The organism is Bacillus xiapuensis, from assembly GCF_002797355.1.
Taxonomy (GTDB): domain Bacteria; phylum Bacillota; class Bacilli; order Bacillales; family Domibacillaceae; genus Bacillus_CE; species Bacillus_CE xiapuensis.
Map to the genome: position 1 here is coordinate 1,058,676 of NZ_KZ454939.1, position 23,588 is coordinate 1,082,263.

General features: G+C 45.1%; 23 protein-coding genes and 1 other annotated feature. Of the genes, 22 read left to right on the top strand and 1 reads right to left on the bottom strand.

All coding sequences use genetic code 11. The annotated features are described in order from the left end of the window. The first annotated feature begins 122 nt into the window (after positions 1-122). The 10 genes from CEF20_RS05335 (at position 123) to sigE (ending at position 12,483) form a co-directional block, all read left to right on the top strand. Positions 123-1,601, top strand: coding sequence for a UDP-N-acetylmuramoyl-L-alanyl-D-glutamate--2,6-diaminopimelate ligase (locus tag CEF20_RS05335; RefSeq protein WP_269799212.1), 1,479 nt, complete (start codon positions 123-125; stop codon positions 1,599-1,601). A gap of 3 nt (positions 1,602-1,604) precedes the next feature. Then, positions 1,605-2,579: a phospho-N-acetylmuramoyl-pentapeptide-transferase gene (mraY, locus tag CEF20_RS05340; RefSeq protein WP_100330824.1), complete on the top strand. Its 975-nt coding sequence runs from the start codon at positions 1,605-1,607 to the stop codon at positions 2,577-2,579. After that, positions 2,580-3,932 (top strand): UDP-N-acetylmuramoyl-L-alanine--D-glutamate ligase, encoded by a 1,353-nt coding sequence (murD, locus tag CEF20_RS05345; RefSeq protein WP_100330825.1) that lies wholly within the window; start codon positions 2,580-2,582, stop codon positions 3,930-3,932. Between the two features lie 66 nt (positions 3,933-3,998). After that, positions 3,999-5,099, top strand: coding sequence for a stage V sporulation protein E (spoVE, locus tag CEF20_RS05350; protein ID WP_100330826.1), 1,101 nt, complete (start codon positions 3,999-4,001; stop codon positions 5,097-5,099). Between the two features lie 530 nt (positions 5,100-5,629). Next, on the top strand, positions 5,630-6,730 hold the full coding sequence (murG, locus tag CEF20_RS05355) for an undecaprenyldiphospho-muramoylpentapeptide beta-N-acetylglucosaminyltransferase (protein ID WP_100330827.1): 1,101 nt from the start codon (positions 5,630-5,632) through the stop codon (positions 6,728-6,730). Between the two features lie 228 nt (positions 6,731-6,958). Continuing rightward, a complete protein-coding gene (locus CEF20_RS05360) occupies positions 6,959-7,744 on the top strand; it encodes a cell division protein FtsQ/DivIB (protein WP_100330828.1) in 786 nt (261 codons plus the stop codon). 315 nt (positions 7,745-8,059) lie between these two features. Further along, on the top strand, positions 8,060-9,349 hold the full coding sequence (ftsA, locus tag CEF20_RS05365) for a cell division protein FtsA (protein ID WP_100330829.1): 1,290 nt from the start codon (positions 8,060-8,062) through the stop codon (positions 9,347-9,349). Between the two features lie 38 nt (positions 9,350-9,387). Further along, positions 9,388-10,536 carry a cell division protein FtsZ gene (gene ftsZ / locus CEF20_RS05370; protein WP_100330830.1) on the top strand — a complete coding sequence of 383 codons (1,149 nt, stop codon included), beginning with the start codon at positions 9,388-9,390 and terminating at the stop codon, positions 10,534-10,536. Positions 10,537-10,788: 252 nt separating this feature from the next. After that, a complete protein-coding gene (gene spoIIGA / locus CEF20_RS05375) occupies positions 10,789-11,715 on the top strand; it encodes a sigma-E processing peptidase SpoIIGA (protein ID WP_100330831.1) in 927 nt (308 codons plus the stop codon). Positions 11,716-11,763: 48 nt separating this feature from the next. After that, the gene (gene sigE, locus CEF20_RS05380) at positions 11,764-12,483 is read left to right on the top strand and encodes an RNA polymerase sporulation sigma factor SigE (RefSeq protein WP_100330832.1); all 720 of its coding nucleotides are present in this window, start codon (positions 11,764-11,766) and stop codon (positions 12,481-12,483) included. A 15-nt stretch (positions 12,484-12,498) separates the two neighbouring features. Here sigE and CEF20_RS05385 read toward each other — a convergent pair whose 3' ends face one another. Beyond that, positions 12,499-12,840, bottom strand: a complete 342-nt coding sequence (locus CEF20_RS05385; RefSeq protein WP_100330833.1) for a hypothetical protein — start codon at positions 12,838-12,840, stop codon at positions 12,499-12,501. 251 nt (positions 12,841-13,091) lie between these two features. On the opposite strand from CEF20_RS05385, the gene sigG reads away from it, so the two are divergent. The 12 genes from sigG to pyrR all read left to right on the top strand — a co-directional run bounded on the left by sigG (position 13,092) and on the right by pyrR (position 23,407). Next, positions 13,092-13,868, top strand: a complete 777-nt coding sequence (gene sigG, locus CEF20_RS05390) for an RNA polymerase sporulation sigma factor SigG (RefSeq protein ID WP_100330834.1) — start codon at positions 13,092-13,094, stop codon at positions 13,866-13,868. Positions 13,869-13,970: 102 nt separating this feature from the next. Continuing rightward, positions 13,971-14,243 carry a YlmC/YmxH family sporulation protein gene (locus CEF20_RS05395; protein ID WP_100330835.1) on the top strand — a complete coding sequence of 91 codons (273 nt, stop codon included), beginning with the start codon at positions 13,971-13,973 and terminating at the stop codon, positions 14,241-14,243. A gap of 68 nt (positions 14,244-14,311) precedes the next feature. Continuing rightward, the gene (gene pgeF, locus CEF20_RS05400) at positions 14,312-15,184 is read left to right on the top strand and encodes a peptidoglycan editing factor PgeF (protein WP_100330836.1); all 873 of its coding nucleotides are present in this window, start codon (positions 14,312-14,314) and stop codon (positions 15,182-15,184) included. Beyond that, complete coding sequence (locus CEF20_RS05405; protein ID WP_100330837.1) at positions 15,141-15,812, top strand: YggS family pyridoxal phosphate-dependent enzyme; 672 nt, start codon at positions 15,141-15,143, stop codon at positions 15,810-15,812. The genes pgeF and CEF20_RS05405 overlap by 44 nt, the downstream gene beginning before the upstream one ends. A 21-nt stretch (positions 15,813-15,833) precedes the next feature. Further along, on the top strand, positions 15,834-16,265 hold the full coding sequence (locus CEF20_RS05410) for a cell division protein SepF (protein WP_100330838.1): 432 nt from the start codon (positions 15,834-15,836) through the stop codon (positions 16,263-16,265). An 8-nt stretch (positions 16,266-16,273) separates the two neighbouring features. After that, on the top strand, positions 16,274-16,537 hold the full coding sequence (locus CEF20_RS05415) for a YggT family protein (protein WP_100330839.1): 264 nt from the start codon (positions 16,274-16,276) through the stop codon (positions 16,535-16,537). Between the two features lie 67 nt (positions 16,538-16,604). After that, complete coding sequence (locus tag CEF20_RS05420) at positions 16,605-17,381, top strand: YlmH family RNA-binding protein (protein ID WP_100330840.1); 777 nt, start codon at positions 16,605-16,607, stop codon at positions 17,379-17,381. A gap of 109 nt (positions 17,382-17,490) precedes the next feature. Continuing rightward, a complete protein-coding gene (locus CEF20_RS05425) occupies positions 17,491-18,000 on the top strand; it encodes a DivIVA domain-containing protein (protein ID WP_100330841.1) in 510 nt (169 codons plus the stop codon). A gap of 53 nt (positions 18,001-18,053) precedes the next feature. Further along, positions 18,054-18,277 (top strand) — a binding site (T-box leader). A gap of 83 nt (positions 18,278-18,360) precedes the next feature. Next, a complete protein-coding gene (gene ileS / locus CEF20_RS05430; protein WP_100330842.1) occupies positions 18,361-21,129 on the top strand; it encodes an isoleucine--tRNA ligase in 2,769 nt (922 codons plus the stop codon). A 192-nt stretch (positions 21,130-21,321) separates the two neighbouring features. Then, the gene (gene lspA, locus CEF20_RS05435) at positions 21,322-21,801 is read left to right on the top strand and encodes a signal peptidase II (protein WP_100330843.1); all 480 of its coding nucleotides are present in this window, start codon (positions 21,322-21,324) and stop codon (positions 21,799-21,801) included. Then, positions 21,782-22,693, top strand: a complete 912-nt coding sequence (locus CEF20_RS05440) for an RluA family pseudouridine synthase (protein WP_100330844.1) — start codon at positions 21,782-21,784, stop codon at positions 22,691-22,693. The genes lspA and CEF20_RS05440 overlap by 20 nt, the downstream gene beginning before the upstream one ends. A gap of 177 nt (positions 22,694-22,870) precedes the next feature. Continuing rightward, the gene (gene pyrR, locus CEF20_RS05445) at positions 22,871-23,407 is read left to right on the top strand and encodes a bifunctional pyr operon transcriptional regulator/uracil phosphoribosyltransferase PyrR (protein WP_100330845.1); all 537 of its coding nucleotides are present in this window, start codon (positions 22,871-22,873) and stop codon (positions 23,405-23,407) included. The last annotated feature ends 181 nt before the right edge of the window (positions 23,408-23,588 follow it).

Sequence of the window (23,588 nt, forward strand, 5' to 3'; positions counted from 1 at the left end):
GTAACATGGTCGATGTGTGCGCGGAAAAGAAGTCGCATCCACCGCTTTTTTTGTTAAAATAATAGGGGTAGATCTATACTGAATTATACATATGTCAGCGGCACAGAAAGGATTGAAAAAAAGTGAAACTCATGGACTTATTAAAGTCAATTCCTTTTTATCAAATGGAAGGCAGTGCCAATCCAGAGGTATTGTCAATTGAAAATGATCATCGGAAAATAGAAAAGGGAGCACTCTTTATTTGTATAAAGGGCTATACGTTTGATGGGCACGAGGTGGCGCAGGAAGCGGTCCATAAGGGGGCTGCGGCTGTGGTCGCCGAGCATCCTGTTCATGTATCAGGCGCTCCGGTGATTTTGGTTTCTGATACGAAACGAGCGATGGCAGCCCTGGCTAATCGCTTTTATGAATCGCCGACGAGTCGGCTAAGATTAATCGGCGTTACCGGAACAAACGGAAAGACGACCACCAGTCATTTGCTGAGTGAAGTATTTCAGGCAGCGGGAGAAACGACGGGCTTGATCGGCACAATGTATATGAAAATTGGCGAAGAGGTCCTGGATACGAAGAATACAACCCCTGAGAGCTTAACTCTTCAGAAAACATTTAAGAAAATGGTTGATCAGGGGGTGACGACTGCCGTAATGGAAGTTTCTTCGCATGCTTTATACGAGGGGCGCGTCTGGGGATGTGATTATGATATAGCGGTGTTTACGAACTTGACTCAGGACCATTTAGACTTCCACAAAACAATGGAAAACTATCGGGCGGCGAAAGGCCTGCTTTTCTCGCGGCTCGGCAACACCTATTCAACTGAACGTCCGAAATTCGCTGTGCTAAACCGAGATGATGAAGCTTCAGCTAGTTATGAAAAAGCAACAGCTGCTCATATTGTGACTTACGGAATTGACCATGAAGCCATGTTCAGAGCCCGTGATATAAGGCTGACAGCGGCGGGAACGGAATTTGTACTCGATTATCCGGGCGGCAAAAGAGTAATGAAGACTCAACTTGCCGGCAAATTTAACGTATATAATGTTTTGGCTGCCGTCTCAGCCGCTTACGCTGCCGGAATTGATGTGGATGAGTCCGCAGCGGCAATCGAGCAAATTAAAGGGGTAGCGGGCCGATTTGAGCTTGTGCCGAACGATCAGGGGGTTGCGGTGATCGTTGATTACGCCCACACTCCGGACAGCTTGATTAATGTATTGAAGACGGTTCAGCCATTAACGGCCGGCAAAGTGTTCACGGTAATCGGATGCGGAGGCGATCGGGACAAAACAAAGCGGCCATTAATGGCGCAAGCCGCATGTGAATTTTCGGACGTGTCCATCTTCACTTCTGATAATCCAAGAAGTGAAGATCCGCTTTCCATTTTGAAAGATATGGAGGCGGGTGTAAAGGATAAGTCTTATCAGGTGATTGCTGACCGCAAGAAAGCCATTGGCTATGCTATACGCGAAGCTCAAGCGGGTGACGCGGTTGTCATTGCCGGAAAAGGGCATGAGACGTATCAGATCATCGGTGAACACGTACTGGACTTTGATGACCGGACAGTGGCAAAAGAAGCGTTGGCACGTCGGAAGAAAGAGGAGAACTAACAAATGCTTGAGAGAGATGTCTTTTTAACAATGAGTATGGCCTTTATTATTACGGTGGCCATCGCCCCGTTGTTCATTCCTTTTTTAAGAAGGCTGAAATTTGGCCAGAGTATTAGGGAGGAAGGACCGCAGTCGCATCAAAAGAAATCAGGCACCCCGACGATGGGGGGCTTGGTCATTTTGCTCGCCGTGATAATCACTTCTATGTTCATGGCGCAAATTTACGCAGGGATCAGCACTGAAACAATACTTTTATTGCTTGTTATGATCGGCTTCGGCCTGCTTGGCTTTCTGGATGATTTCATTAAAGTAGTAATGAAAAGAAACCTCGGGCTGACATCGAAACAAAAGCTGTTAGGCCAAATTGTCATTTCGATCATTTTCTATATGATTTACAGCAACAATGGCTTATCGACTAAGATTACCCTGCCGTTGACGGATGTCACTTTAGATTTAGGGATCTTTTATGCGCTGTTTATTATCTTTTGGCTGGTCGGTTTTTCTAATGCGGTAAACTTAACCGATGGGCTGGACGGCCTAGTGTCCGGGACAGCGGCAGTGGCTTTTGGCGCTTTTGCTGTCATTGCTTGGAGCAAGGGAATGGATGAAACGGCCATCTTTTCATTTGCGATTGTAGGAGCGGTTCTCGGCTTTTTAGTGTTTAACGCACATCCGGCGAAGGTGTTTATGGGAGATACCGGCTCCTTAGCGTTAGGCGGAGCCATTGCGGCCATTTCCATTTTGACGAAGCTGGAATTTCTGCTGCTCATTATTGGAGCGGTGTTTGTGGCTGAAACGCTTTCAGTCATGATACAAGTGGCTTCATTTAAAGCAACGGGAAAACGTGTATTTCGCATGAGCCCGCTACATCACCATTTTGAACTCGGAGGATGGTCCGAATGGCGGGTAGTTGTTACTTTTTGGACGGTCGGTGTAATCTGTGCCGTTATTGGAATTTATATCGGAGCGTGGAGTTAAGTGAAAACTATTACAGATTTTCAGCATAAAAAAGTATTGGTGCTTGGTTTGGCCAAAAGCGGAGTAAGCGCTGCTCTGCTTTTGCACAAGCTCGGCGCATTTGTCACCGTTAATGATCAAAAGCCATTAAGTGAAAATCCGCAAGCGCAGCATTTACTGGAACAAGGGATTAAGGTGATTTGTGGCAGCCACCCCATTGAGTTGTTGGAGGAAGGGTTTGAAGCCATCGTAAAAAATCCTGGGATCCCCTATACGAATCCATTAGTAAGCGGGGCTATTCAAAGAAAAATTCCCGTGTTAACAGAGGTGGAACTAGCTTATTTAATCTCAGAGGCCCCGTTTATTGGCATTACCGGAACGAACGGTAAGACGACGACAACGACGCTGATTTATGAAATGTTTAAAGCGGATCATGCACCGGCAATCTTAGCCGGAAACATCGGGAAGGTGGCTTCTGAAGTCGTACAACAAGCGACCAAGAAGGATCAAGTCGTCATTGAGCTTTCCTCTTTTCAGCTAATGGGGATAGACCGCTTTCGTCCGCGGATTGCCATCATCACCAATTTATACGAGGCGCATCTCGATTACCACGGCACGAAGGAAGCGTACGCTAAAGCAAAGTTAAATATTACGAAAAACCAAACGGAAGAAGATTATTTAATTGTCAATGCGGATCAGGACGCGCTCATTCGTTTAACGAAAGAATCGCGGGCGAATATCGTGCCGTTTTCAACGAAAAAAGCAGTAGAAAATGGAGCTTGCATCGAAAATGGAGAGCTTTGCTTCCGCAAAGAGAGCATCATGAAGGTGAAGGATATTGCGTTGCCTGGGGCGCATAATTTGGAAAACATTCTATCGGCGGTTTCAGCCGTTAAATTAGCCGGCGTTTCCAATCAAGCGATTCAGCGTGTGCTGACAACCTTCTCAGGCGTAAAGCACCGCACGCAGTTTGTGCGCGAATTAAAAGGCAGAAGATTCTACAATGATTCTAAAGCGACCAATACATTGGCGACTAAAAGTGCGTTAGCGGCTTTTAGCGAGCCGATTATTTTGCTTGCGGGCGGACTGGATCGCGGAAATGGATTTGATGATTTAATCCCGTATATGAAGAGGGTAAAGGCGCTTGTAACATTTGGTCAGACGGCTGGAAAGCTGACTGAAATGGCCGAGAGAGCGGGGGTTGCCCAAGTGGTGAAAACCGATCATATGCAGGAGGCGGTCACACAAGCTTACCGGCTGTCTGCCGAGGGAGATGTCATTTTACTGTCTCCTGCCTGCGCCAGCTGGGATCAATACAAAACTTTTGAGCAGCGGGGAGATATATTTATTGAGGCGGTGCATACACTTAATTAAGAGCCTGCCTGTGTAATGATAAGGGAATGGACGGGCTCTGATTCTATGAATTAGAGGTGTTGTTCATTGCCAGTGAAAAAATCTGCACCGGATTATGTGCTGCTGATTTTAATCCTGTTATTGCTGACTGCCGGACTTACAATGGTTTACAGCGCGAGCGAGGTTTGGGCGGAATATAAGTTTCAAGATGCTTCCTTTTTTGCGAAAAGGCAGCTGCTATTTGCGGTTATAGGACTGGGCGCGATGTGGCTGATTATGAACATCGAATATTGGACCTGGCGCCAGTATTCCAAGATGGGCCTGGCTATTTGCTTTATTTTGCTGATACTCGTCCTTATTCCTGGAGTCGGCATGGTGAGAAACGGCTCGCAAAGCTGGATTGGAGCAGGGGCTTTTTCAATTCAGCCCTCAGAATTTATGAAGCTCGCGATGATTGTGTTTTTGGCGGGGTACTTATCCCGGCATCAAAAGCAGATGATTTATTTCAAGGACGGGCTGCTGCCTGCACTGGCGCTCGTTTTCACGGCTTTTGCTTTAATTATGCTGCAGCCGGATCTCGGAACGGGAACCGTGATGGTCGGCACCTGTCTTGTCATGATGTTTGCTTCCGGAGCGAGAATCTTTCATTTTGCCATCATGGGCCTGGCTGGGGTCGCTGGGTTTATCGCTCTCGTGCTGTCGGCCCCCTACAGAATTAAGAGGATTACTTCCTTTTTAGATCCGTGGTCCGACCCTTTAGGAAGCGGCTTCCAAATCATCCAGTCATTATATGCGATAGGGCCGGGCGGATTGTTTGGTTTGGGGATCGGCGAAAGCCGGCAAAAGTATTATTATTTGCCTGAGCCGCAAACGGATTTTATCTTTGCTATTTTAGCTGAGGAGCTCGGATTTATTGGCGGGCTGTTTATCCTTTTGCTGTTTTCACTTTTATTATGGAGAGGAATTCGCATTGCGTTAGGAGCGCCTGATTTATTTGGCAGCTTTCTGGCCTGCGGTATCATCTCTATGGTGGCCATTCAAGTAATGATCAATATCGGGGTCGTAACCGGATTGATGCCGGTTACCGGGATCACGCTTCCGTTTTTAAGCTACGGAGGCTCCTCCTTAACGCTGATGCTGGCAGCTATAGGGATCCTTTTAAATATCAGCCGCTATTCAAGATATTAAAAAAAGAAGCCTGAAAAGGTTTCTTTTTTTATCTGCCTGCAAGATGGTCTAAGCCTCCCCATCAAGAATGGAGCGGGCAGCCAAAAGTTCAAGCGGGAGATCCCGGCAGCGGCTTACCTGCACGATGCAGGTGACAAGATGTCAGCCTCTGCTCTTCTTTTCTGCAGAACCCCCGCTGTTTGAAGATTTGCTGTATTGGCGTCTGTATATCTTTGCTTGAAATCATTTGATTCTTGCTGCACATTGATTTAATATGGGATTGCGTTGATTGCGCCAAGCGGAATGGCCGTCATGGAAGGGAAAGGGCATTGTAACAAAAAAATGATAAATGCTACGTTTTTTATTTTTTCTTTTCATTTTGATACAGCTATATTTATATAATAGACAGATATATTATGATAGATCATAGCTAGAGGCCGTAATCACTCGGTCATTCAGACAGCACAAAAGCAAAGAAACGTTTTGATCTCACAGTACATACACATATTTAAGAGATGAAATGCAGGAAATTTATCAGGGGTGAAAAATAGATGAAAATTGTGGTCAGCGGCGGCGGCACTGGCGGTCATATTTATCCGGCTCTTGCCTTAATTCGCACGATTAAAGAAAAGCATCCAGAGACCTCCTTTTTGTACATTGGGACAGAAAAAGGGCTGGAATCTAAATTGGTGACAAGGGAAAATATCCCTTTTCAGGCGATTGATATTACCGGTTTCAAACGAGCTGTTTCTGTAGAAAATGTGAAAACGGTTCTGCGTTTTCTAAAGGGTGTCAGAGAGTGCAAGAAAATGCTCAGAACATTCAATCCTGATGCGGTGATCGGCACAGGAGGCTATGTGTGCGGCCCCGTGGTTTATGCAGCTGCAAAGCTGGGAATTCCTACAGTGGTGCACGAGCAAAATAGCGTGCCGGGCTTGACAAATAAGTTTTTAAGCAAATATGTGGATAAAGTGGCGGTTTGTTTTGAAGAAGCGGCGTCATTTTTCCCTAAAGAAAAAGTAGTTTTGACAGGAAATCCAAGAGCTTCTGAAGTGGTTAACGCCACACCGTCAGGCGTTATCGAAGGGTTTGGCCTGTCCGCTGCCAAAAAAACCGTGCTGATATTCGGCGGCAGCCGCGGTGCCCGCCCGATTAATGAAGCAGTTGTAAAAGCCATTCCGCTGCTAGCGAAGCGGGATTATCAGGTTCTGTATATTACAGGAGAAATTCATTTTGATAAAGTGCAACAGGACATAAAAGCTGCAGGCGCACCGGGAAATGTAGCGGTGGCTCCATTCATTCATAACATGCCTCAGGCGCTTGTAGAATCTGATCTTGTCGTCTCCAGAGCGGGCGCCACTACTTTAGCGGAGTTAACGGCTCTCGGTATTCCAAGCATTCTCATTCCGAGTCCGTATGTGACAAATAACCATCAAGAGAAAAATGCGCGCTCTTTAACAGAACACGGGGCAGCTGTTAAGATTTCTGAACAAGATTTGTCAGCGGAAACTTTGATTGAACAACTAGATGGCATCTTAATGAAAGAAGAAGAATTACAGAAAATGAAGAAAGCAGCTGTAGGGCTGGGTATTAAAGATGCATCGGATCGCTTGCATCAGCTGATGATGAAGCTGGCTAACAGCAGGTCCTAACGCAAGCAAGAAGCTGAGGATATTTTTATAGCAATTGCCGATATATGGATTTTTACGGCAGTGAAGGGAGAATTCATTTAAATAATAGATAGAAAGACCTATTGGTTTTCTCTTTTATCCTGTTATCCTCTACACTAAAATAGAGTTGAGAGGCGAATGGTTGCGGCATGAAGGAGGTGCCGTACTTCTGTTTATTAAAGACCATTCATGGATCGGGAGGATTAGGGTATGGAAAAGAGGAATATTATCTCAATTGAAGAGCGAATTCCAAAGCTTAAACAGATGAGAAAACGAAAAACAAATCGTCGTCTCGCTTTCGTTATATCCATGTTTTTCCTTTTGGTAATGATGATTATTTATTTTCAGTCGCCATTCAGTCGGGTGCAGCACATTAAAGTTGCGGGAAACCAATTAACTTCTGATGAAGAAATCATTCAGAGAAGCGGCATGAAGAAGGGAATCAGCGTATGGAAGGTCAATAAAGAGCAAGCTGAAGCTAAGCTTGAACGGGATGCGAAGATTCAACAGGCAAAGGTTTCTTTCTCCTTCCCGAATAAATATCAGATTCAAGTCAAAGAGCAGAACAAGCTCGCTTATTTATCTAAGGGGAAAAGATTCCATCCCGTTTTGGCAAACGGCGCAGTTCTGCGCACTCCTGCAACAGGAACATTAGAGGAGCTGCCTATTCTATATGAATTTAAAAACGGCAGAGAACTAGATTTAATGATGCGTTCTTTACAGGAGCTTCCGCGTGAAATCGTCAATGCCATTTCAGAGATTTACTATGCACCTAAAAAAACAGACCATCAGCGCATTCAGCTTTTTATGAATGACGGCTACGAGGTTTCTGCCACGCTTGCCACGTTCTCTGAGAAAATGAAATACTATCCTTCGATTGTTAGTCAGCTTGATCCGCGAGTGAAAGGGGTCATCCATATTGAAGTCGGCTCGTACTTTAAGCCGTACGGATCAGAGAAGGCGGACGAGCAGGAAGAATTGAAGCTGGAACCGTAAAGAGCCGCATTTATGGGGTCCCGAGAAACAAGTGTGCTTTTTTAGCTTTATTTTTTATTAGAACAAGTTTGGCTTTTCTACGCGTATAACTTAGTGTAGACTTATACTAAGCGGTTTGTCTGGTATAGTTGATAACCGCTTACTGTTATGTAGCTTTTTTTTCGCGCTATGGAAAGGAAAAGTTAATTTAAAAAAATACAGAATTTAAAAGGGGAAATTGTTGAAAATGACGAATATCCTCTTTATAAAAACTATGATCAATTAAGAGTGTTGTTGTTCGTATAATGAGTTTTGGGTAAAAGGAGGTGCCAAAGAATGAACAGCAATGAAATTTTAGTAAGTCTCGATATTGGTACATCCGCTATTAAAGTGATCATTGGAGAAATGGTCAATGAGTCATTGAATATTATCGGAGTTGGAAATGTTAAGTCAAAGGGAATCCGAAAGGGCTCAGTTGTGGATATAGACGAGACCGTTCATTCGATTAAAAAAGCAATTGAACAGGCTGAGCGCATGGTGGGAATGGAGATTAATCAAGTGATTGTCGGCATCGCCGGGAATCATGCCCTTTTGCAGCCTTGCAGCGGCGTGGTCGCAGTAGGGAGTGAAAATCGAGAAATATCAGATGAAGATATCTCAAGGGTGATGGATGCTTCTCAGGTGATGTCAATTCCTCCTGATCGCGAGATTATAAATGTTATTCCCAAACAATTTATTGTAGATGGACTGGATGAAATTACGGATCCGCGCGGCATGATCGGCGTCCGCTTAGAAATGGAAGGTATTATTGTAACAGGGTCAAAAACTTTCTTACATAATACATTACGCTGTGTTGAACGGGCGGGGCTGGAGATTATGGATATTGTGTTTCAGCCATTGGCCACTGGGGAAATTGCTCTATCTAAAGATGAACAAAATTTAGGAACCGTTCTCGTTGACATCGGCGGCGGTTCCACAACAGTGACAATCTTTAATCAAGGACATATTAAGTCGGCCGCTGTGTTCCCGATTGGCGGAGACCATATTACGAAGGATTTATCCATCGGTTTGCGGACGTCAACGGAAGATGCTGAGGAAATTAAATTGAAGCATGGACATGCTTTTTATGATCTTGCTTCTGAAGAAGAAGTGTTTAGTGTTCCTATTATTGGAAGCGACCAACATCAGCAATTTAATCAGTTGGAAATTTCTGATATTATAGAAGCTAGATTAGAAGAAGTGTTTGAAATGGTGGTGGCGGAGTTAAGACATCAAGGAGTTCATGATGTGCCCGGAGGCTTTGTGTTAACAGGCGGAACTTCAGCTCTTCCAGGCATTCTTGACTTAGCGCAAGATGTTTTTCAAAGTCGGGTTCGCGTTGCGATTCCTGATTATATCGGAGTGAGAGAGCCGCAATATACGACAGCGGTTGGTCTAATTAAATACGCCTATAAACATGCTAGATTACAAGGACGAGATATTAGTGTGACACAAAAAGTGGCCGCTGCCCCAGAAGTTCGTCCGAAAGAAGTGCCGCAGCCGCAAAAAGCAAAGACTGAAAAAAAGAAGGACCAAAAGCTGACTTCTAAAGTGAAAAGATTTTTCGGATACTTTTTCGAGGAATAGTCATCATAGAGAATAACGACGGATTAGGAGGATTTGTCATGTTGGAGTTTGATACTAATTTAGATTCATTAGCGACGATAAAAGTCATTGGCGTAGGCGGTGGCGGAAACAATGCTGTGAACCGTATGATCGAACACGGGGTTCAAGGCGTGGAGTTTATTGCTGTGAATACGGATGCACAAGCTTTAAATCTTTCAAAAGCAGAAATAAAGATGCAGATTGGCTCCAAGCTTACACGGGGACTTGGTGCAGGGGCAAATCCTGAGGTGGGGAAGAAAGCCGCCGAAGAAAGCAAAGAGCAAATTGAAGAAGCGCTGAGAGGCGCGGATATGGTGTTTGTTACAGCCGGAATGGGAGGCGGAACTGGCACTGGAGCAGCGCCAGTCATTGCGCAAATCGCCAAGGATCTTGGTTCTTTAACAGTCGGGGTCGTCACGCGGCCGTTTACTTTTGAAGGGCGCAAGCGTGCTACGCAAGCAGCAGGCGGAATTGAATCCATGAAAGCAGCTGTAGATACCCTAATTGTGATCCCGAATGATCGCTTGTTGGAGATCGTGGATAAGAGCACGCCGATGCTTGAAGCGTTTAGAGAAGCAGATAATGTTCTTCGGCAAGGGGTACAGGGAATTTCGGATTTAATTGCTACTCCTGGATTGATTAATCTGGACTTTGCAGATGTGAAGACCATTATGTCCAATAAAGGCTCTGCTTTAATGGGAATCGGTGTGGCATCTGGGGAAAATCGTGCTGCTGAAGCAGCCAAAAAGGCGATTTCCAGTCCGCTGCTGGAAACATCTATTGATGGAGCTCAAGGTGTTATTATGAACATCACAGGCGGAACAAACTTAAGCTTGTATGAAGTTCAGGAGGCTGCTGATATCGTTGCTTCGGCTTCGGATCAAGAAGTCAATATGATTTTCGGTTCAGTTATTAATGATAATTTAAAAGACGAGATTGTGGTGACAGTCATTGCGACAGGATTTAAAGAAAGTGTTCTTCAACAAACCAAACCATCACGCCCTGGTTTTGGCCAGATGAAACAGCAAGCGCCTTCTTCCATGCCTAAGCGTGAAGTGAAGCGCGAGGAGACGATGCAGCAGGACATGCAGTCCAGACAGCCTTCTCAGCCAATTGAAGACACATTGGATATTCCAACTTTCCTTCGCAACCGCAACAGACGCCGTTAAGAGATGTTAACGGTTAAATAGCTAAAGGCAGATCCAGCTGGATCTGCCTTTAGCTATTTTTATTTGCTTTGAAGCAAGCATTCTATCATTCTTTGCGTCCTTTAATCCAAAGCATTTGACAAACTTCGGAAGGTTCGTTTAAAAGCTCTGCTTTTTTTCTTCTAAATTATGACAGACTTCTTTTGCAGGCCCCGATATACTTTAAGAAATGAATATTTGAGTCAGGCTGATGCGATGAAAAGGAGGATAAAAGTGGTTCTTTATTTAGATGCCGTATGGTTGTTGAACTTTTTGGCTGATACTTTATTGTTATGGATTGCGGCCATTTTCTTGAAACGATCAGTTAAATGGTATCGACTGGCTTTAGGAGGGTTCATCGGCTCCTTAAGCATTGTGCTGATGGTCACCCCATTAGCACAGCTGGCTGGACATCCTCTTGCCAAACTGACATTATCTGTTTTTATGGTGTTGGGAGCATTTGGCTTTAAGCGGTGGAAATACTTTGTCAGTCATTTAATGGCGCTTTATTTTTCTACATTCTTGACGGGAGGATTGCTTTTAGGGACTCATTATTTCATTCAATTTGATATGCAATTAGATTCAGCGTTTTTTCTGGCCAGCCTCCGTGGTTTTGGTGATCCCGTCAGCTGGATGTTTGTAATGGTTGGACTGCCTATTGCTTGGCATTTTGCAAAAAATAGAGCGGAAGATTTTCAAACCTCGCAGCTGCAGCATGATCAATTGTTGGATGTGGAAATGCAGATGGATGGAAGGGTATTTTTATTCAGGGGGTTAGTGGACACAGGAAATCAGCTGCAAGATCCGATTTCCAAAGCACCAGTGATGCTGGTGTCGACCCGTGGTTTAGAAAAACAGTTACCTGCGGAAGTGCTGGAAGCTGCTGAAAAGCCGGAGTCTTTGCTGTTTGGTGAACTCGAACTCCCGAGCGGCTGGATGGAGCGCATGAGGTTCATTCCGGCTAAATCAGTCGGGAAGCCTCATCAATTGTTGCCGGCTTTCAAACCGGACAAGGTGGAGGTTTCAAATGGGACAAGGAAAGCGGATGTTTCCAAGGTGCTCGTGAACTTTACAGCGATGAACCTTTCCTCTGATGACCAATTTTCATGTATATTGCACCCCAAAATGGTGCTGCCCCTATCATTTGAAGAGGTTTCTTAAAGCTGTTTCCAGCCATCTATCTATATTTATTATAAGGGAGGTCGTTTTATGAAAGGTCTAAGGCTAAAAATCGTTTATTATTGGTACAAACTGCTGATTAAATTAAAAATCAAAACGGATGAAATTTATTATATTGGAGGAAGCGAAGCGCTTCCTCCGCCGTTATCCCGCGATGAGGAAGAACAGCTGCTAACGAAGCTGCCGTCCGGTGATCAAGCGGCGAGGGCATTGCTGATTGAAAGAAATTTGCGGCTTGTTGTGTACATTGCAAGAAAGTTTGAAAATACAGGGATCAATATTGAGGATCTCATAAGTATCGGTACGATCGGTTTAATTAAAGCTGTTAATACCTTCAATCCTGAAAAGAAAATCAAGCTGGCTACCTATGCATCTCGATGCATTGAAAATGAAATTCTTATGTATTTGCGAAGAAATAATAAAATTCGCTCGGAAGTATCGTTTGATGAACCTCTAAACGTGGATTGGGACGGCAACGAGCTTCTGCTTTCTGACGTATTGGGAACAGACCCCGATATTATTACGAAAAATATTGAAGCGGGAGTGGACCGCAGCTTACTTTTTAAAGCATTGGAACAGCTGTCAGCGAGAGAAAAGCAAATCATGGAACTGCGGTTTGGGTTAAAGGGAGGGGAAGAGAAAACCCAGAAAGATGTCGCCGATTTGCTTGGCATATCACAATCATATATCTCTAGGCTGGAAAAAAGAATCATCCATCGCTTGCAGAAAGAATTTAATAAAATGGTCTGAATCATGAAGCTGATCTTAAAAGTCAGCTTCATTTTTTCTTCTTCTTTTTAATAGTGCAGCCTTTGCTGCTATCAGGCATTCTTCCGCAGCTTCTCCTCTTTGCCGTTTTAAGCTCCTTTCGGTCACAAGCCAGCCGAGTCTAAACGGCCGCTTCCGCTTTTCTTGATTGTCCAGTTTCGCCTCCTTGGGGCTCGAGGTCAGATGCCCGTCAGACTGCATGGCAAAAGAACGCCATTTCGTCTGCCGTTCATCTGCTTGTCGCCCCAGGGCAGTCGGCTCCGCATTTCGGTGTTGTCCAGCTGCAGGCGCTAGCGGCTCGAGGTCACAAGCCAGACCGCTGAGAAAGGTAAAGAACACCTTTCTATGCGTTCTGTCTTGTGCTGGTCGCCGCTGAACGAGCGCCTTCCGCTTTTCGTGATCCAGCTGCAGCGGCCAGACTCTCGGTCATAAGTCGGCCCGCCTGTGTGGCCAAGAGCGCCACTTCGGCGGTCCGTCTTATGTCTGCCGAGTCTAAACGGCCGCTTCCGCTTTTCTTTGGTGCATAGTTTTTTTTGGTGTGGGAGATACTGATGTTGTACAGCAGTTCCTGCAAGGAGGGGATAGACATAATGGTGCGGAATAAGGTCGTGATTTGCGGCGTGGACACGTCAAAGCTTCCGATTTTGAAGAATGAAGAGATGAAGGTGTTGTTTAAACAACTTCAGTCGGGAGAGCTCTCAGCAAGGGAAACTCTTATAAATGGAAATTTACGGCTTGTGCTGAGTGTGATCCAGCGCTTTAATAATCGCGGCGAGTATGTGGATGATTTATTTCAAGTGGGCTGCATTGGTTTAATGAAGTCTATTGATAATTTTGATTTGAGTCATAATGTGCGCTTTTCCACCTATGCGGTGCCGATGATTATTGGAGAAATCAGAAGGTATTTGCGCGATAATAATCCTATCAGAGTCTCGCGTTCCTTAAGGGATGTGGCTTATAAAGCCCTGCAAGTGCGTGAGAAATTAATGTCGGAAACTTCCAAAGAACCGACGGCTGAGGAGATTAGCAAAGAGCTCGGTGTTCCGAAAGAAGATATCGTTTTTGCTCTCGATTCCATTCAAGATCCCGTTTCCTTATTTGAACCGATTTACAACGACGGCGGAGATCCGATCTTTGTGATGGATCAATTAAGCGACGACAGCTGCAAGGATTCTAATTGGATTGAAGAAATCGCATTGAAAGAAGGACTGAAGCGGCTAAATGAAAGAGAAAAAATGATTATCCGCAAACGGTTTTATCAGGGGAAAACCCAGATGGAAGTAGCCGATGAAATCGGCATATCACAAGCTCAAGTATCAAGGCTAGAAAAAGCGGCGATTAAGCAAATGAACAAAAATATTAATTAATACATAGACAGACTCGCTAGCGGATAACGCAAGTTGAGTCTTATTTTTGTGGCTGCGCATATATTTATTAAAACAGGAACAATGTGACAAGGGGGCTGTACAATGGGAAGAATATCAGATTTTCAGCTGAAAGATATCGTCAATGTTGCGAACGGGAAAAAGCTGGGGAACATTACAGATATTAATTTAAACTTGAGTGCAGGAACGATCGATTCAATTGTGATCAGCCGTTCGGGAAAAATGTTTGGCTTTTTTGGCAAGGAAGAAGAAATTGTCATTCCTTGGGCGCAGATTGTGAAAATTGGAGAAGATGTGATTCTTGTCCGACATGTCAGTCAATCCTCTGCCAATGAACCAGCTTTAAAAGAGGATTAATTTGTTTTTCGGTGACGTTTCTTGCCCAATTGTGTTACACTAAAGTAAAATGTACGGGAGTATAAAAAATGAAGGAACCATTTGTTCGTCTACATGACAGTCTATACGCTATTGATGATTGGCAAAATGAACACCCGGGGCTTGTGGCTGGATTTACAACGAGAGAAAGCGGGTTCAGCAAGGGCGACTTCCGCGGTTTAAACACTGGCTTTCATGTGAATGATCGTGAGGAATACGTATGCGCCAACCGCCAGCTGATAGGCAATCTCTTGGAATTTCCGGCTGACGGCTGGATAGGCGCCGAACAAACGCATGGCAGCCGAGTCGCCGCGGTGACAAAAGCAGATAGAGGCAAAGGGGCATTGCTCTATTCTTCCAGCTTTAAAGAAACGGATGGTTTGTATACGGATGACAAAGGAACGCTTTTAACCTTGTGCTATGCGGATTGTGTGCCCCTTTATTTTCTTGCTAAAGAAGTGCAGAGAATCGGAACGGCTCATGCGGGCTGGAAAGGAACCGTTCTAGGCATCGGTAAGCAGATGGTTGAATTGTGGAAGAAGGATGGAATTCCTCCTGAAGATATAGAGGTTGTCATCGGCCCATCCATTTGCAAAGATTGCTATGCAGTGGATGACCGCGTGATTGAACAAGCGCGCAGATGGATGAAAGCGGAAGATCAGCTGCCTTATTCTCCGGTGAATGGAAAGCCGGGTCAGTACCATTTATCATTGCAGCAATTAAACCAGCTCGTTCTGCTCCAAGCAGGTATACGGAAAGAAAACATTCAGATCACGAAGCTTTGCACCAGCTGCGGGGATGAATTTTTTTCTCACCGCCGCGATGCAGGAAAAACGGGAAGAATGCTAGGGTTTATTGGTTGGAAGGAGGCACCTCATCATGAAGGTATCAGATCGTTTGCAAGAAATTCAACAAAATATTGAACAAGCGTGCCTGAAAGCGGGCAGGAAGCCGGAAGAAGTGAAGCTGATCGCTGTGACGAAATACGTGTCCGCAGAGCGGGCTCAAGAAGCGCTGGACGCAGGAATCCATCATCTTGGTGAGAACAGAGATGAAGGTCTTTTGGAAAAGCGGGAAGCGCTGGGAGACAAGCCTGTCTGGCATTTTATCGGCAGCCTGCAAACAAGGAAAGTCAAGAAGATTATAAATCATGTATCGTACATCCACTCCCTTGACCGCCTGTCGCTTGCGGAGGAAATTAATAAGCGAGCGAACCGTCCGATAAATTGCTTGGTGCAAGTAAATGTCTCAGGGGAGCAATCCAAGCACGGGCTTTCCCCTGATGAGGTCATTCATTTTGTGAAGCAGCTCGGGCAGTTCACAAAGATTACCGTTTGCGGTTTAATGACTATGGCTCCCTTGACGGATGATGAGCAACTGCTGCGCAGCTGCTTTAAACAGCTGAAAGGTCTTCAAGAAGAAGTTCAGCAATTAGAGCTGCCGTTTGCTCCTTGCGGGGAGCTGTCCATGGGGATGAGCAATGACTACCCGATTGCTGTGGAAGAAGGGGCGACCATAGTTCGCATAGGAACCGCTTTGGTTGGGGAATAGATCACTTGTGGAGGTGGAAGGATGGGAATCAAGTCTAAGTTTAAAGCTTTTTTTCTTTTGGATGAGGATGACTATCAGCTAGCGGAAGAAGCAGAAAGCGATGCTCAAGAAGAGGACAAGCGTCCAAAATCAGCGAAAAAAAATGTGGTCAGTCTGCAAAGTGTCCAAAAATCTTCTAAAGTGATCCTAATAGAACCCCGTGTATTTGCAGAAGCGCAAGAAATTGCCGATCATTTGAAAAGCAGGCGCGCGGTTATCGTCAACTTGCAGCGCATCCAGCATGATCAGGCAAAGCGGATTGTGGATTTTTTAAGCGGCACCGTCTATGCAATCGGCGGTGAAATTCAGCAGCTCGGCCAGAAGATTTTTCTTTGTACGCCGGATAATGTGGAAGTGGCGGGAAATATTTCTCAGTTTATAGCGGATGAAGATATAGATCAATCGAGGTGGTAATGACTTTTATGGAGCTAGTAGTGGGTATTATTAATCAAGCGATCGTGCTTTATTCTTGGGCGCTGATCATTTATATTTTGATGACATGGTTTCCGAACGCGCGGGAAACAAGCATTGGACAATTTTTAGAAAAGATTTGCGAGCCTTATTTAGAGCCATTCAGACGAATCATTCCTCCGCTAGGCATGATTGACCTTTCTCCTCTTGTGGCCTTTTTTGTGTTAAGACTGGCAACAAAAGGACTCAACCAGTTAGCGGTCTGGTTATTGTAGTTCATTCTTGAAAGGAGGGAACCGAGCCCTTCTTTTTTTTTGAATTGAAAGAAATGAGGGAATACTAATGTCTTCGATTTATCAGCATTTTCGTCCGGAGGAAAAAGAATTTATCGACCAAGTCATTGAATGGAAATACGAAGCTGCTCAGCTATATGCGCCCAAGCTGACGGATTTCCTTGATCCTAGAGAGCAAGAAATTGTTCAGGCGGTTGTCGGCAGTCAGGATGAAGTTCAAGTTACTTTCTTTGGGGGAAGCGAAGCATCGGAAAGAAAGCGGGCGTTCATCACGCCCGATTATTTTCAGCCTCAAGAAAGCGACTTTGAAATCGCACTGTATGAGCTTCTCTATCCTGCCAAATTTGTTACTCTAGAGCATTCGCAAATTCTTGGAAGTCTTATGGGGCTGGGGCTGCGCCGAGGCAAGTTTGGGGATATTTTAACGGATGGCAGAAAATTTCAAGTGCTTGCGGCAAAGGAAGTCAGCTCTTATATGCAATTGAATCTAACTCGGATCGGCAAAATATCCATTTCTCTTAAGGGCTGTCCGCTTTCGGAAGCGTTGAAGGAAGCGGAAGAATGGAAAGAAATCCGAACAACGGTATCCTCTTTGCGGCTGGATGCAATCCTGTCGGCGGCTTCTCCTTTATCAAGACAAAAGGCGCAGACGCTTATTAAAAGCGGATCCGTGAAAGTCAACTGGAAAAAGGTTGAGGATACTGCCTTCGAGTGCTCCGCCGGGGATATCTTTTCTGTCAGGGGGGTAGGAAGGAGCAAGCTTATCGCCACGGAAGGAAAAACCAAAAAGGATAAATGGCGGATTGTGTTAGGTATTTTGAAATAATTTCTGAAAAAAGCAGGATTTTTACCACAAGAAGGCGAAAAACCTTTATAATATTAAGCAATATAATAAAAAAATCTGTCAGATTGAGATTTGCAGTGGAGGTGGGCTTATGCCTTTAACGCCGTTGGACATACATAATAAGGAATTCAGCCGCGGGTTTCGCGGATATGATGAGGATGAAGTCAATGATTTTCTTAATCAGATCATTAAAGATTATGAGTTGATTATCCGGGAAAAGAAAGAGTTAGAAGAGCAGCTGGCCTCCCAAACGGAGAGGCTCAATTACTTTTCCAATATTGAAGAAACGCTGAATAAATCGATTGTCATCGCCCAAGAAACAGCTGAAGAAGTGAAAAGAAATGCTCATAAAGAAGCGAAGCTGTTAATTCGGGAAGCGGAGAAAAATGCGGATCGGATCGTGAATGAATCGCTGGCGCGGGCAAGAAAGATTGCCGTGGAGACGGAAGAGCTGAAGAAGCAGTCGAAAGTCTTTCGGATGCGATTCAAGATGCTGATGGAAGCGCAGCTGGATTTATTGAACAGCGATGATTGGGACGGTCTGATGGACTTTGAAGTTAATACTGAAGAACTAGAGAAATTGAGCGAAGATGAGAACTGAACTTGACGAAAGTTTCAGCAATTTTTATAATTGAGGCAACATGATTTTTATAAAATAATGCGATGAAAGGGAATGTACATTTCCACAAGCTTTAACAGCGAACTAGGGATGGTGGAAGCCTAGGGAAAGCGGGAGATGGAAGATCACCCTGGAGCGTTCGTCTTGAACGCATGTTTAGTAGAGACGAGCGGGTCATTCACGATACGAATGTTTAAGTGAGCAAGTGATACAAGCTTGTTAAGCAGGGTGGTAACGCGGGAGCCTTCTCGTCCCTATAGAGGGATGGGGAGGCTTTTTGTTTATTTTGCTTATCACTGTTTACACCGCATCCGTGAATGTCAGAAAAAAAGGAGGATACAAATGGAGTACAAGGATACATTGTTAATGCCGAAAACGGAATTCCCAATGCGCGGCAACTTACCGAAGCGTGAGCCGGGTATGCAGCAAAAATGGAATGAAATGGACATTTATAAAAAAGTGCAGGAACGCACAAAAGGGCGCCCGCTGTTTATTCTGCATGACGGCCCTCCGTTTGCTAACGGAAACATTCACATGGGGCATGCGTTAAATAAAATTTTAAAAGACTTCATTGTTCGCTATAAGTCCATGAGCGGTTACCATGCACCTTATGTTCCGGGCTGGGATACTCACGGGCTGCCGATCGAACAGGCGCTGACGAACAAAGGCATCAAGCGCAAAGAGATGACAACAGCTGAGTTCCGCAAGCTCTGTGAGGAATATGCCTACGAGCAAATTGAAAATCAAATAGAACAATTTAAGAGCCTTGGTGTACGCGGAGATTGGGATCATCCCTACATCACATTAAAACCGGAATATGAAGCCCAGCAAATTAAAGTATTCGGCGAGATGGCGAAAAAAGGGTACATTTATAAAGGGAAAAAGCCTGTGTACTGGTCGCCGTCCAGTGAATCGGCGTTAGCGGAGGCGGAAATTGAGTATCAGGATAAGCGTTCTCCTTCCATCTACGTTGCTTTCTCTGTTAAAGATGGGAAAGGGGTTCTTGAAGAAGGAGTCAACATCGTCATTTGGACCACGACGCCGTGGACGATTCCTGCGAACCTCGGGATTTCTGTTCATCCTCAGTTAACCTATGTGGTGGTAGAAGCAGCTGGGAACAAGTACTTGGTGGCGGAAGCTTTGCTTGAAGAAGTTGCATCTAAATTAGGATGGGAAGACTATCAAGTATCCCAAAAAATAAAAGGCGAGAAATTGGAATATATTGTAGCGGAGCATCCACTTTACAGCCGTGATTCCCTCGTCATGCTCGGGGAACATGTCACAACGGATTCCGGAACCGGCTGTGTTCACACAGCTCCTGGACATGGGGAGGATGACTTCCTTGTCGGAAAAAAATACGGGCTGGATGTTCTTTGCCCGGTTGATGACCGCGGTGTCATGACAGAGGAAGCACCGGGCTTTGAAGGCTTATTTTATGATAAAGCAAACAAGCCAATTACTGAGAAGCTTGAAGAAGTCGGCGCGCTATTGAAGCTGGAATTCTTTACTCATTCCTATCCGCATGATTGGCGGACAAAGAAGCCCGTCATTTTCCGGGCAACGGCGCAATGGTTTGCTTCCATTGATAAATTCCGTGATGAACTGCTGCACGCGGTGAAGGAGACGAAATGGGTGCCTGCCTGGGGAGAATCCCGCTTATTTAACATGGTCCGCGATCGCGGAGACTGGTGTATTTCCCGCCAGCGTGCTTGGGGTGTGCCGATTCCGGTCTTTTATGCGGAGAATGGCGAGGCGATCGTTACCGATGAAACGATTGCCCGTGTTTCCGAGCTGTTCCGTGAACATGGATCAAACATTTGGTTCCAAAAGGACGCGAAAGAATTGCTTCCAGAAGGGTTTACCCATCCGGGAAGTCCGAATGGAGAATTCACGAAAGAAACGGATATCATGGATGTCTGGTTCGACTCCGGCTCTTCTCATCAAGCGGTGCTGGAAGAGCGCGGCGATTTGCAGCGGCCGGCGGATCTGTATTTAGAAGGCTCTGATCAGTATCGCGGCTGGTTCAATTCCTCCTTAACCACTGCGGTTGCTGTCACCGGCAAAGCGCCTTATAAAGGTGTGCTGAGCCACGGTTTTGCTTTAGATGGAGAAGGCCGCAAAATGAGTAAATCTGTCGGCAACGTCGTGGTGCCGGCTAAAGTGATGAAACAGCTGGGAGCAGATATTCTCCGTTTATGGGTCGCCTCCGTTGATTTTCAGGCGGATGTTCGGGTATCGGATGCCATTCTTAAGCAAGTCGCTGAAGTGTACCGGAAAATCAGAAACACATTCCGCTTCTTGCTTGGCAACTTAGCTGACTTTGATCCAAAGCAACACCAAGTGGCATATGAAGATTTGCGGGAAGTTGATCAATTCATGCTCGTGAAGCTGAATGAACTGATTAAAGATGTGCGCCAGCATTATGAACATTACGAATTTGCTGCGATTTACCACGCGGTCAACTATTTTTGTACGGTAGAGTTAAGTGCCTTTTACCTTGATTTTGCCAAAGACATTTTATATATCGAGTCAGCTGATCATCCGGATCGCCGTGCAATTCAGTCTGTTCTGTACGAAACCCTGCTGTCGCTAACGAAATTGCTTTCGCCCATTCTGTCGCATACAGCGGATGAAGTCTGGGAGTACATTCCGGGCGCAGAGGAAGAAAGTGTGCAGTTAACCGATATGCCGGAGTACCAGCAGCTTGACGGGGCCGATCAATTAAAGGACAAATGGACTCGTTTTATGGATTTGCGTGCGGATATTCTAAAAGCGCTGGAAGAAGCGCGCCATGCCAAAGTGATTGGGAAATCACTGACAGCTAAGGTTGTTTTATACGTGAATGAAGAGACGAAAGCCTTGCTTGAATCCATTCAGGAAGATTTGAAACAGCTGTTCATCGTATCGGCATTAGAACTGGCAGGCTCGGCAGATGAAGCGCCGGATACGACCTTAAAGCTTGAACATGCAGCTATCGTTGTGGAAAAAGCAGAAGGCGAAACTTGCGAACGCTGCTGGGTAGTATCGCCGAAAGTTGGCCAAAATGAGCAGCATCCAACGCTTTGTCCGCGCTGTGCTGATGTGGTCGAGAAGCATTATTCACAAGCTTAAATAAAGCCTGGCATCTGTCAGCCATACTGGGAGGCTGTCCTGCTCGTGTTTGTTCTCTGATGAATTATGCCAATTTGGAGTAATAATCGGAAGCAGATGCATAGGCAGGACAGCTTTTTCTGTTATGTGGGGCTGAGCAAGCGGATGTCGAGAAGAATCTTAAAGATCTAATGGAGGAAATGGGGTGCTTTCTTGTACTATTTACTAGCTCTATTTATTGTTTTATTAGATCAGTGGACGAAATGGCTGGTCGTCAAGGGGATGGAAATTGGGGAAAGCTCAGAAGTGATCAAGGACTTTCTTTATATTACTTCCCATCGGAACCGGGGAGCTGCTTGGGGGATGCTTGAAGGGCAGCTGTGGTTATTTTATATTATTACGGTGGTAGTGATCATTGGAATTGTTTATTATATGCAGACACAGGCCAAAAATAAGCCGTTGATGCAAAGCGCCTTAGCTCTTTTGCTTGGCGGAGCCATCGGCAACTTTATTGACCGTATTTTTCGTAAAGAAGTGGTTGATTTTATTAACACGTATATTTTTAGCTATGATTTCCCTATTTTCAATATTGCAGATGCCTCTTTAACGATGGGGGTCATATTGCTGATGGGGGCTATGATCATAGAAGATCGGAAAGAAAAGGAGCTCATGAATGGAAAAAATAGAACATAGCGTTGGAGCAGCTGAAAACAATCTGCGCATTGATAAAGTAGTAGCTAGCCTCAATGAGGAGTGGTCGCGTACGCAGGTGCAAGAATGGATCAAAGAAGGGCTTGTGAAAGTAAATGACCGTCCGGTAAAAGCGAATTATAAATGCGAATTAGAAGATCAGCTTATAATTGAAATTCCGTCCCCCCAACCGCTTGATATCGAGGCGGAGGATATGAATTTGGATATTTATTATGAAGATGAAGATGTGCTAGTGGTCAACAAGCCTAGAGGCATGGTCGTTCATCCGGCTCCCGGTCATTTATCAGGAACGCTTGTAAACGGTTTGATGGCTCATTGCCAAGATTTATCCGGGATCAATGGTGTAATGCGCCCTGGAATTGTGCACCGTATCGACAAAGACACATCCGGACTATTAATGGTAGCCAAAAACGATTTTGCTCATGAGAAGCTTGTGCAGCAGCTGGTTGAGAAAACGGTCACTCGGAAATACAAAGCGATCGTACACGGAGTGATCCCCCATGATTATGGCACGATTGATGCGCCGATTGCCAGAGATCCAAAGGAACGGCAAAGCATGGCCGTTATTGAAGGCGGCAAACATGCCGTTACTCATTTTCAAGTTTTAGAGCGCTTTTCACATTATACCCTTGTTGAATGCGAGCTTGAAACGGGCCGCACGCATCAAATTCGCGTCCATATGAAATATATTGGCTACCCACTTGCCGGCGACCCTAAATACGGCCCGAAAAAAACATTGGATATTGATGGGCAGGCTCTTCACGCCGGCATTCTTGGCTTTGTTCATCCCCGCACAAAAGAATATTTAGAATTTGAAGCGCCGCTTCCTGCTGAATTTGCGAAACTTCTTGACTATTTGGCCAAAAGCAATTGACAAATGACACAGCTTAATGTATGATGACAACAGTTGAATAAGTCCTTTAAATACAGTCCCGTGAGGCTGAGAAGGTATCGGATCTCTTTAGCAGGCAAAGAGCTGCTTGCTTATGCATGTAATCTGTCCTCTCGCTCATGTGGCGGGAGGCTTTTTTGTATATGGAGGGTGATGGAAATGGAAAAAGCAATAGTCATGGATCAGCAGGCTATACGGCGTGCTTTGACAAGGATTGCCCATGAAATACTGGAAAAAAATAAGGGAATCGAAAACTGTATACTCATCGGGATTAAAACGCGGGGCATCTACTTAGCCAAGCGGCTTGCCGAGAAAATTCAGCAGATTGAAGGCAGAGAGATTCCGGTTGGAGAATTAGATATCACGCTGTACAGGGATGATTTATCGATAAAGACGGAAAGCAAGGACCCCGAGGTGAAAGGATCGGATATCCCCGGAGATCTGACCGATAAAACGGTGGTTTTGGTGGATGATGTTCTTTATACAGGCAGAACGGTTCGCGCCGCAATGGATGCGATCATGGATTTCGGCCGGCCTTCACAAATTCAAATGGCAACGCTCGTAGACAGAGGGCATCGCGAACTGCCGATTCGAGCCGATTATATTGGAAAGAATATACCTTCAGCCAGCACGGAAAAAATCGTTGTCACTTTAGAGGAAGTGGATGCGAAGGATCAAGTTGCTATTCATGAGTAAGGGCGCTTTTTAAACGCAGTCCAGAGAGACTGGCGAAGAGCGGAGGAATAAAAATTCAATTGAATAGAAGCCTTTTAATAATGTCCAGTGAGGCATTCAAGGGTGCGCAGATAAGAGATATGGTACAGGTTATGGATAGGCCTGCTATAGCTTTATCTTCAATCAAAACACCCGAGTGAAG

Excerpts from the sequence above, each read along its gene's own strand:
- mraY (WP_100330824.1), top strand. The coding sequence starts at position 1,605 with ATGCTTGAGAGAGATGTCTTTTTAACAATGAGTATGGCCTTTATTATT.
- murG (WP_100330827.1), top strand. The coding sequence starts at position 5,630 with ATGAAAATTGTGGTCAGCGGCGGCGGCACTGGCGGTCATATTTATCCG.
- CEF20_RS05360 (WP_100330828.1), top strand. The coding sequence starts at position 6,959 with ATGGAAAAGAGGAATATTATCTCAATTGAAGAGCGAATTCCAAAGCTT.
- ftsA (WP_100330829.1), top strand. The coding sequence starts at position 8,060 with ATGAACAGCAATGAAATTTTAGTAAGTCTCGATATTGGTACATCCGCT.
- ftsZ (WP_100330830.1), top strand. The coding sequence starts at position 9,388 with ATGTTGGAGTTTGATACTAATTTAGATTCATTAGCGACGATAAAAGTC.
- sigE (WP_100330832.1), top strand. The coding sequence starts at position 11,764 with ATGAAAGGTCTAAGGCTAAAAATCGTTTATTATTGGTACAAACTGCTG.
- sigG (WP_100330834.1), top strand. The coding sequence starts at position 13,092 with ATGGTGCGGAATAAGGTCGTGATTTGCGGCGTGGACACGTCAAAGCTT.
- CEF20_RS05395 (WP_100330835.1), top strand. The coding sequence starts at position 13,971 with ATGGGAAGAATATCAGATTTTCAGCTGAAAGATATCGTCAATGTTGCG.
- pgeF (WP_100330836.1), top strand. The coding sequence starts at position 14,312 with ATGAAGGAACCATTTGTTCGTCTACATGACAGTCTATACGCTATTGAT.
- CEF20_RS05405 (WP_100330837.1), top strand. The coding sequence starts at position 15,141 with ATGAAGGTATCAGATCGTTTGCAAGAAATTCAACAAAATATTGAACAA.
- CEF20_RS05410 (WP_100330838.1), top strand. The coding sequence starts at position 15,834 with ATGGGAATCAAGTCTAAGTTTAAAGCTTTTTTTCTTTTGGATGAGGAT.
- CEF20_RS05415 (WP_100330839.1), top strand. The coding sequence starts at position 16,274 with ATGGAGCTAGTAGTGGGTATTATTAATCAAGCGATCGTGCTTTATTCT.
- CEF20_RS05420 (WP_100330840.1), top strand. The coding sequence starts at position 16,605 with ATGTCTTCGATTTATCAGCATTTTCGTCCGGAGGAAAAAGAATTTATC.
- CEF20_RS05425 (WP_100330841.1), top strand. The coding sequence starts at position 17,491 with ATGCCTTTAACGCCGTTGGACATACATAATAAGGAATTCAGCCGCGGG.
- ileS (WP_100330842.1), top strand. The coding sequence starts at position 18,361 with ATGGAGTACAAGGATACATTGTTAATGCCGAAAACGGAATTCCCAATG.
- CEF20_RS05440 (WP_100330844.1), top strand. The coding sequence starts at position 21,782 with ATGGAAAAAATAGAACATAGCGTTGGAGCAGCTGAAAACAATCTGCGC.
- pyrR (WP_100330845.1), top strand. The coding sequence starts at position 22,871 with ATGGAAAAAGCAATAGTCATGGATCAGCAGGCTATACGGCGTGCTTTG.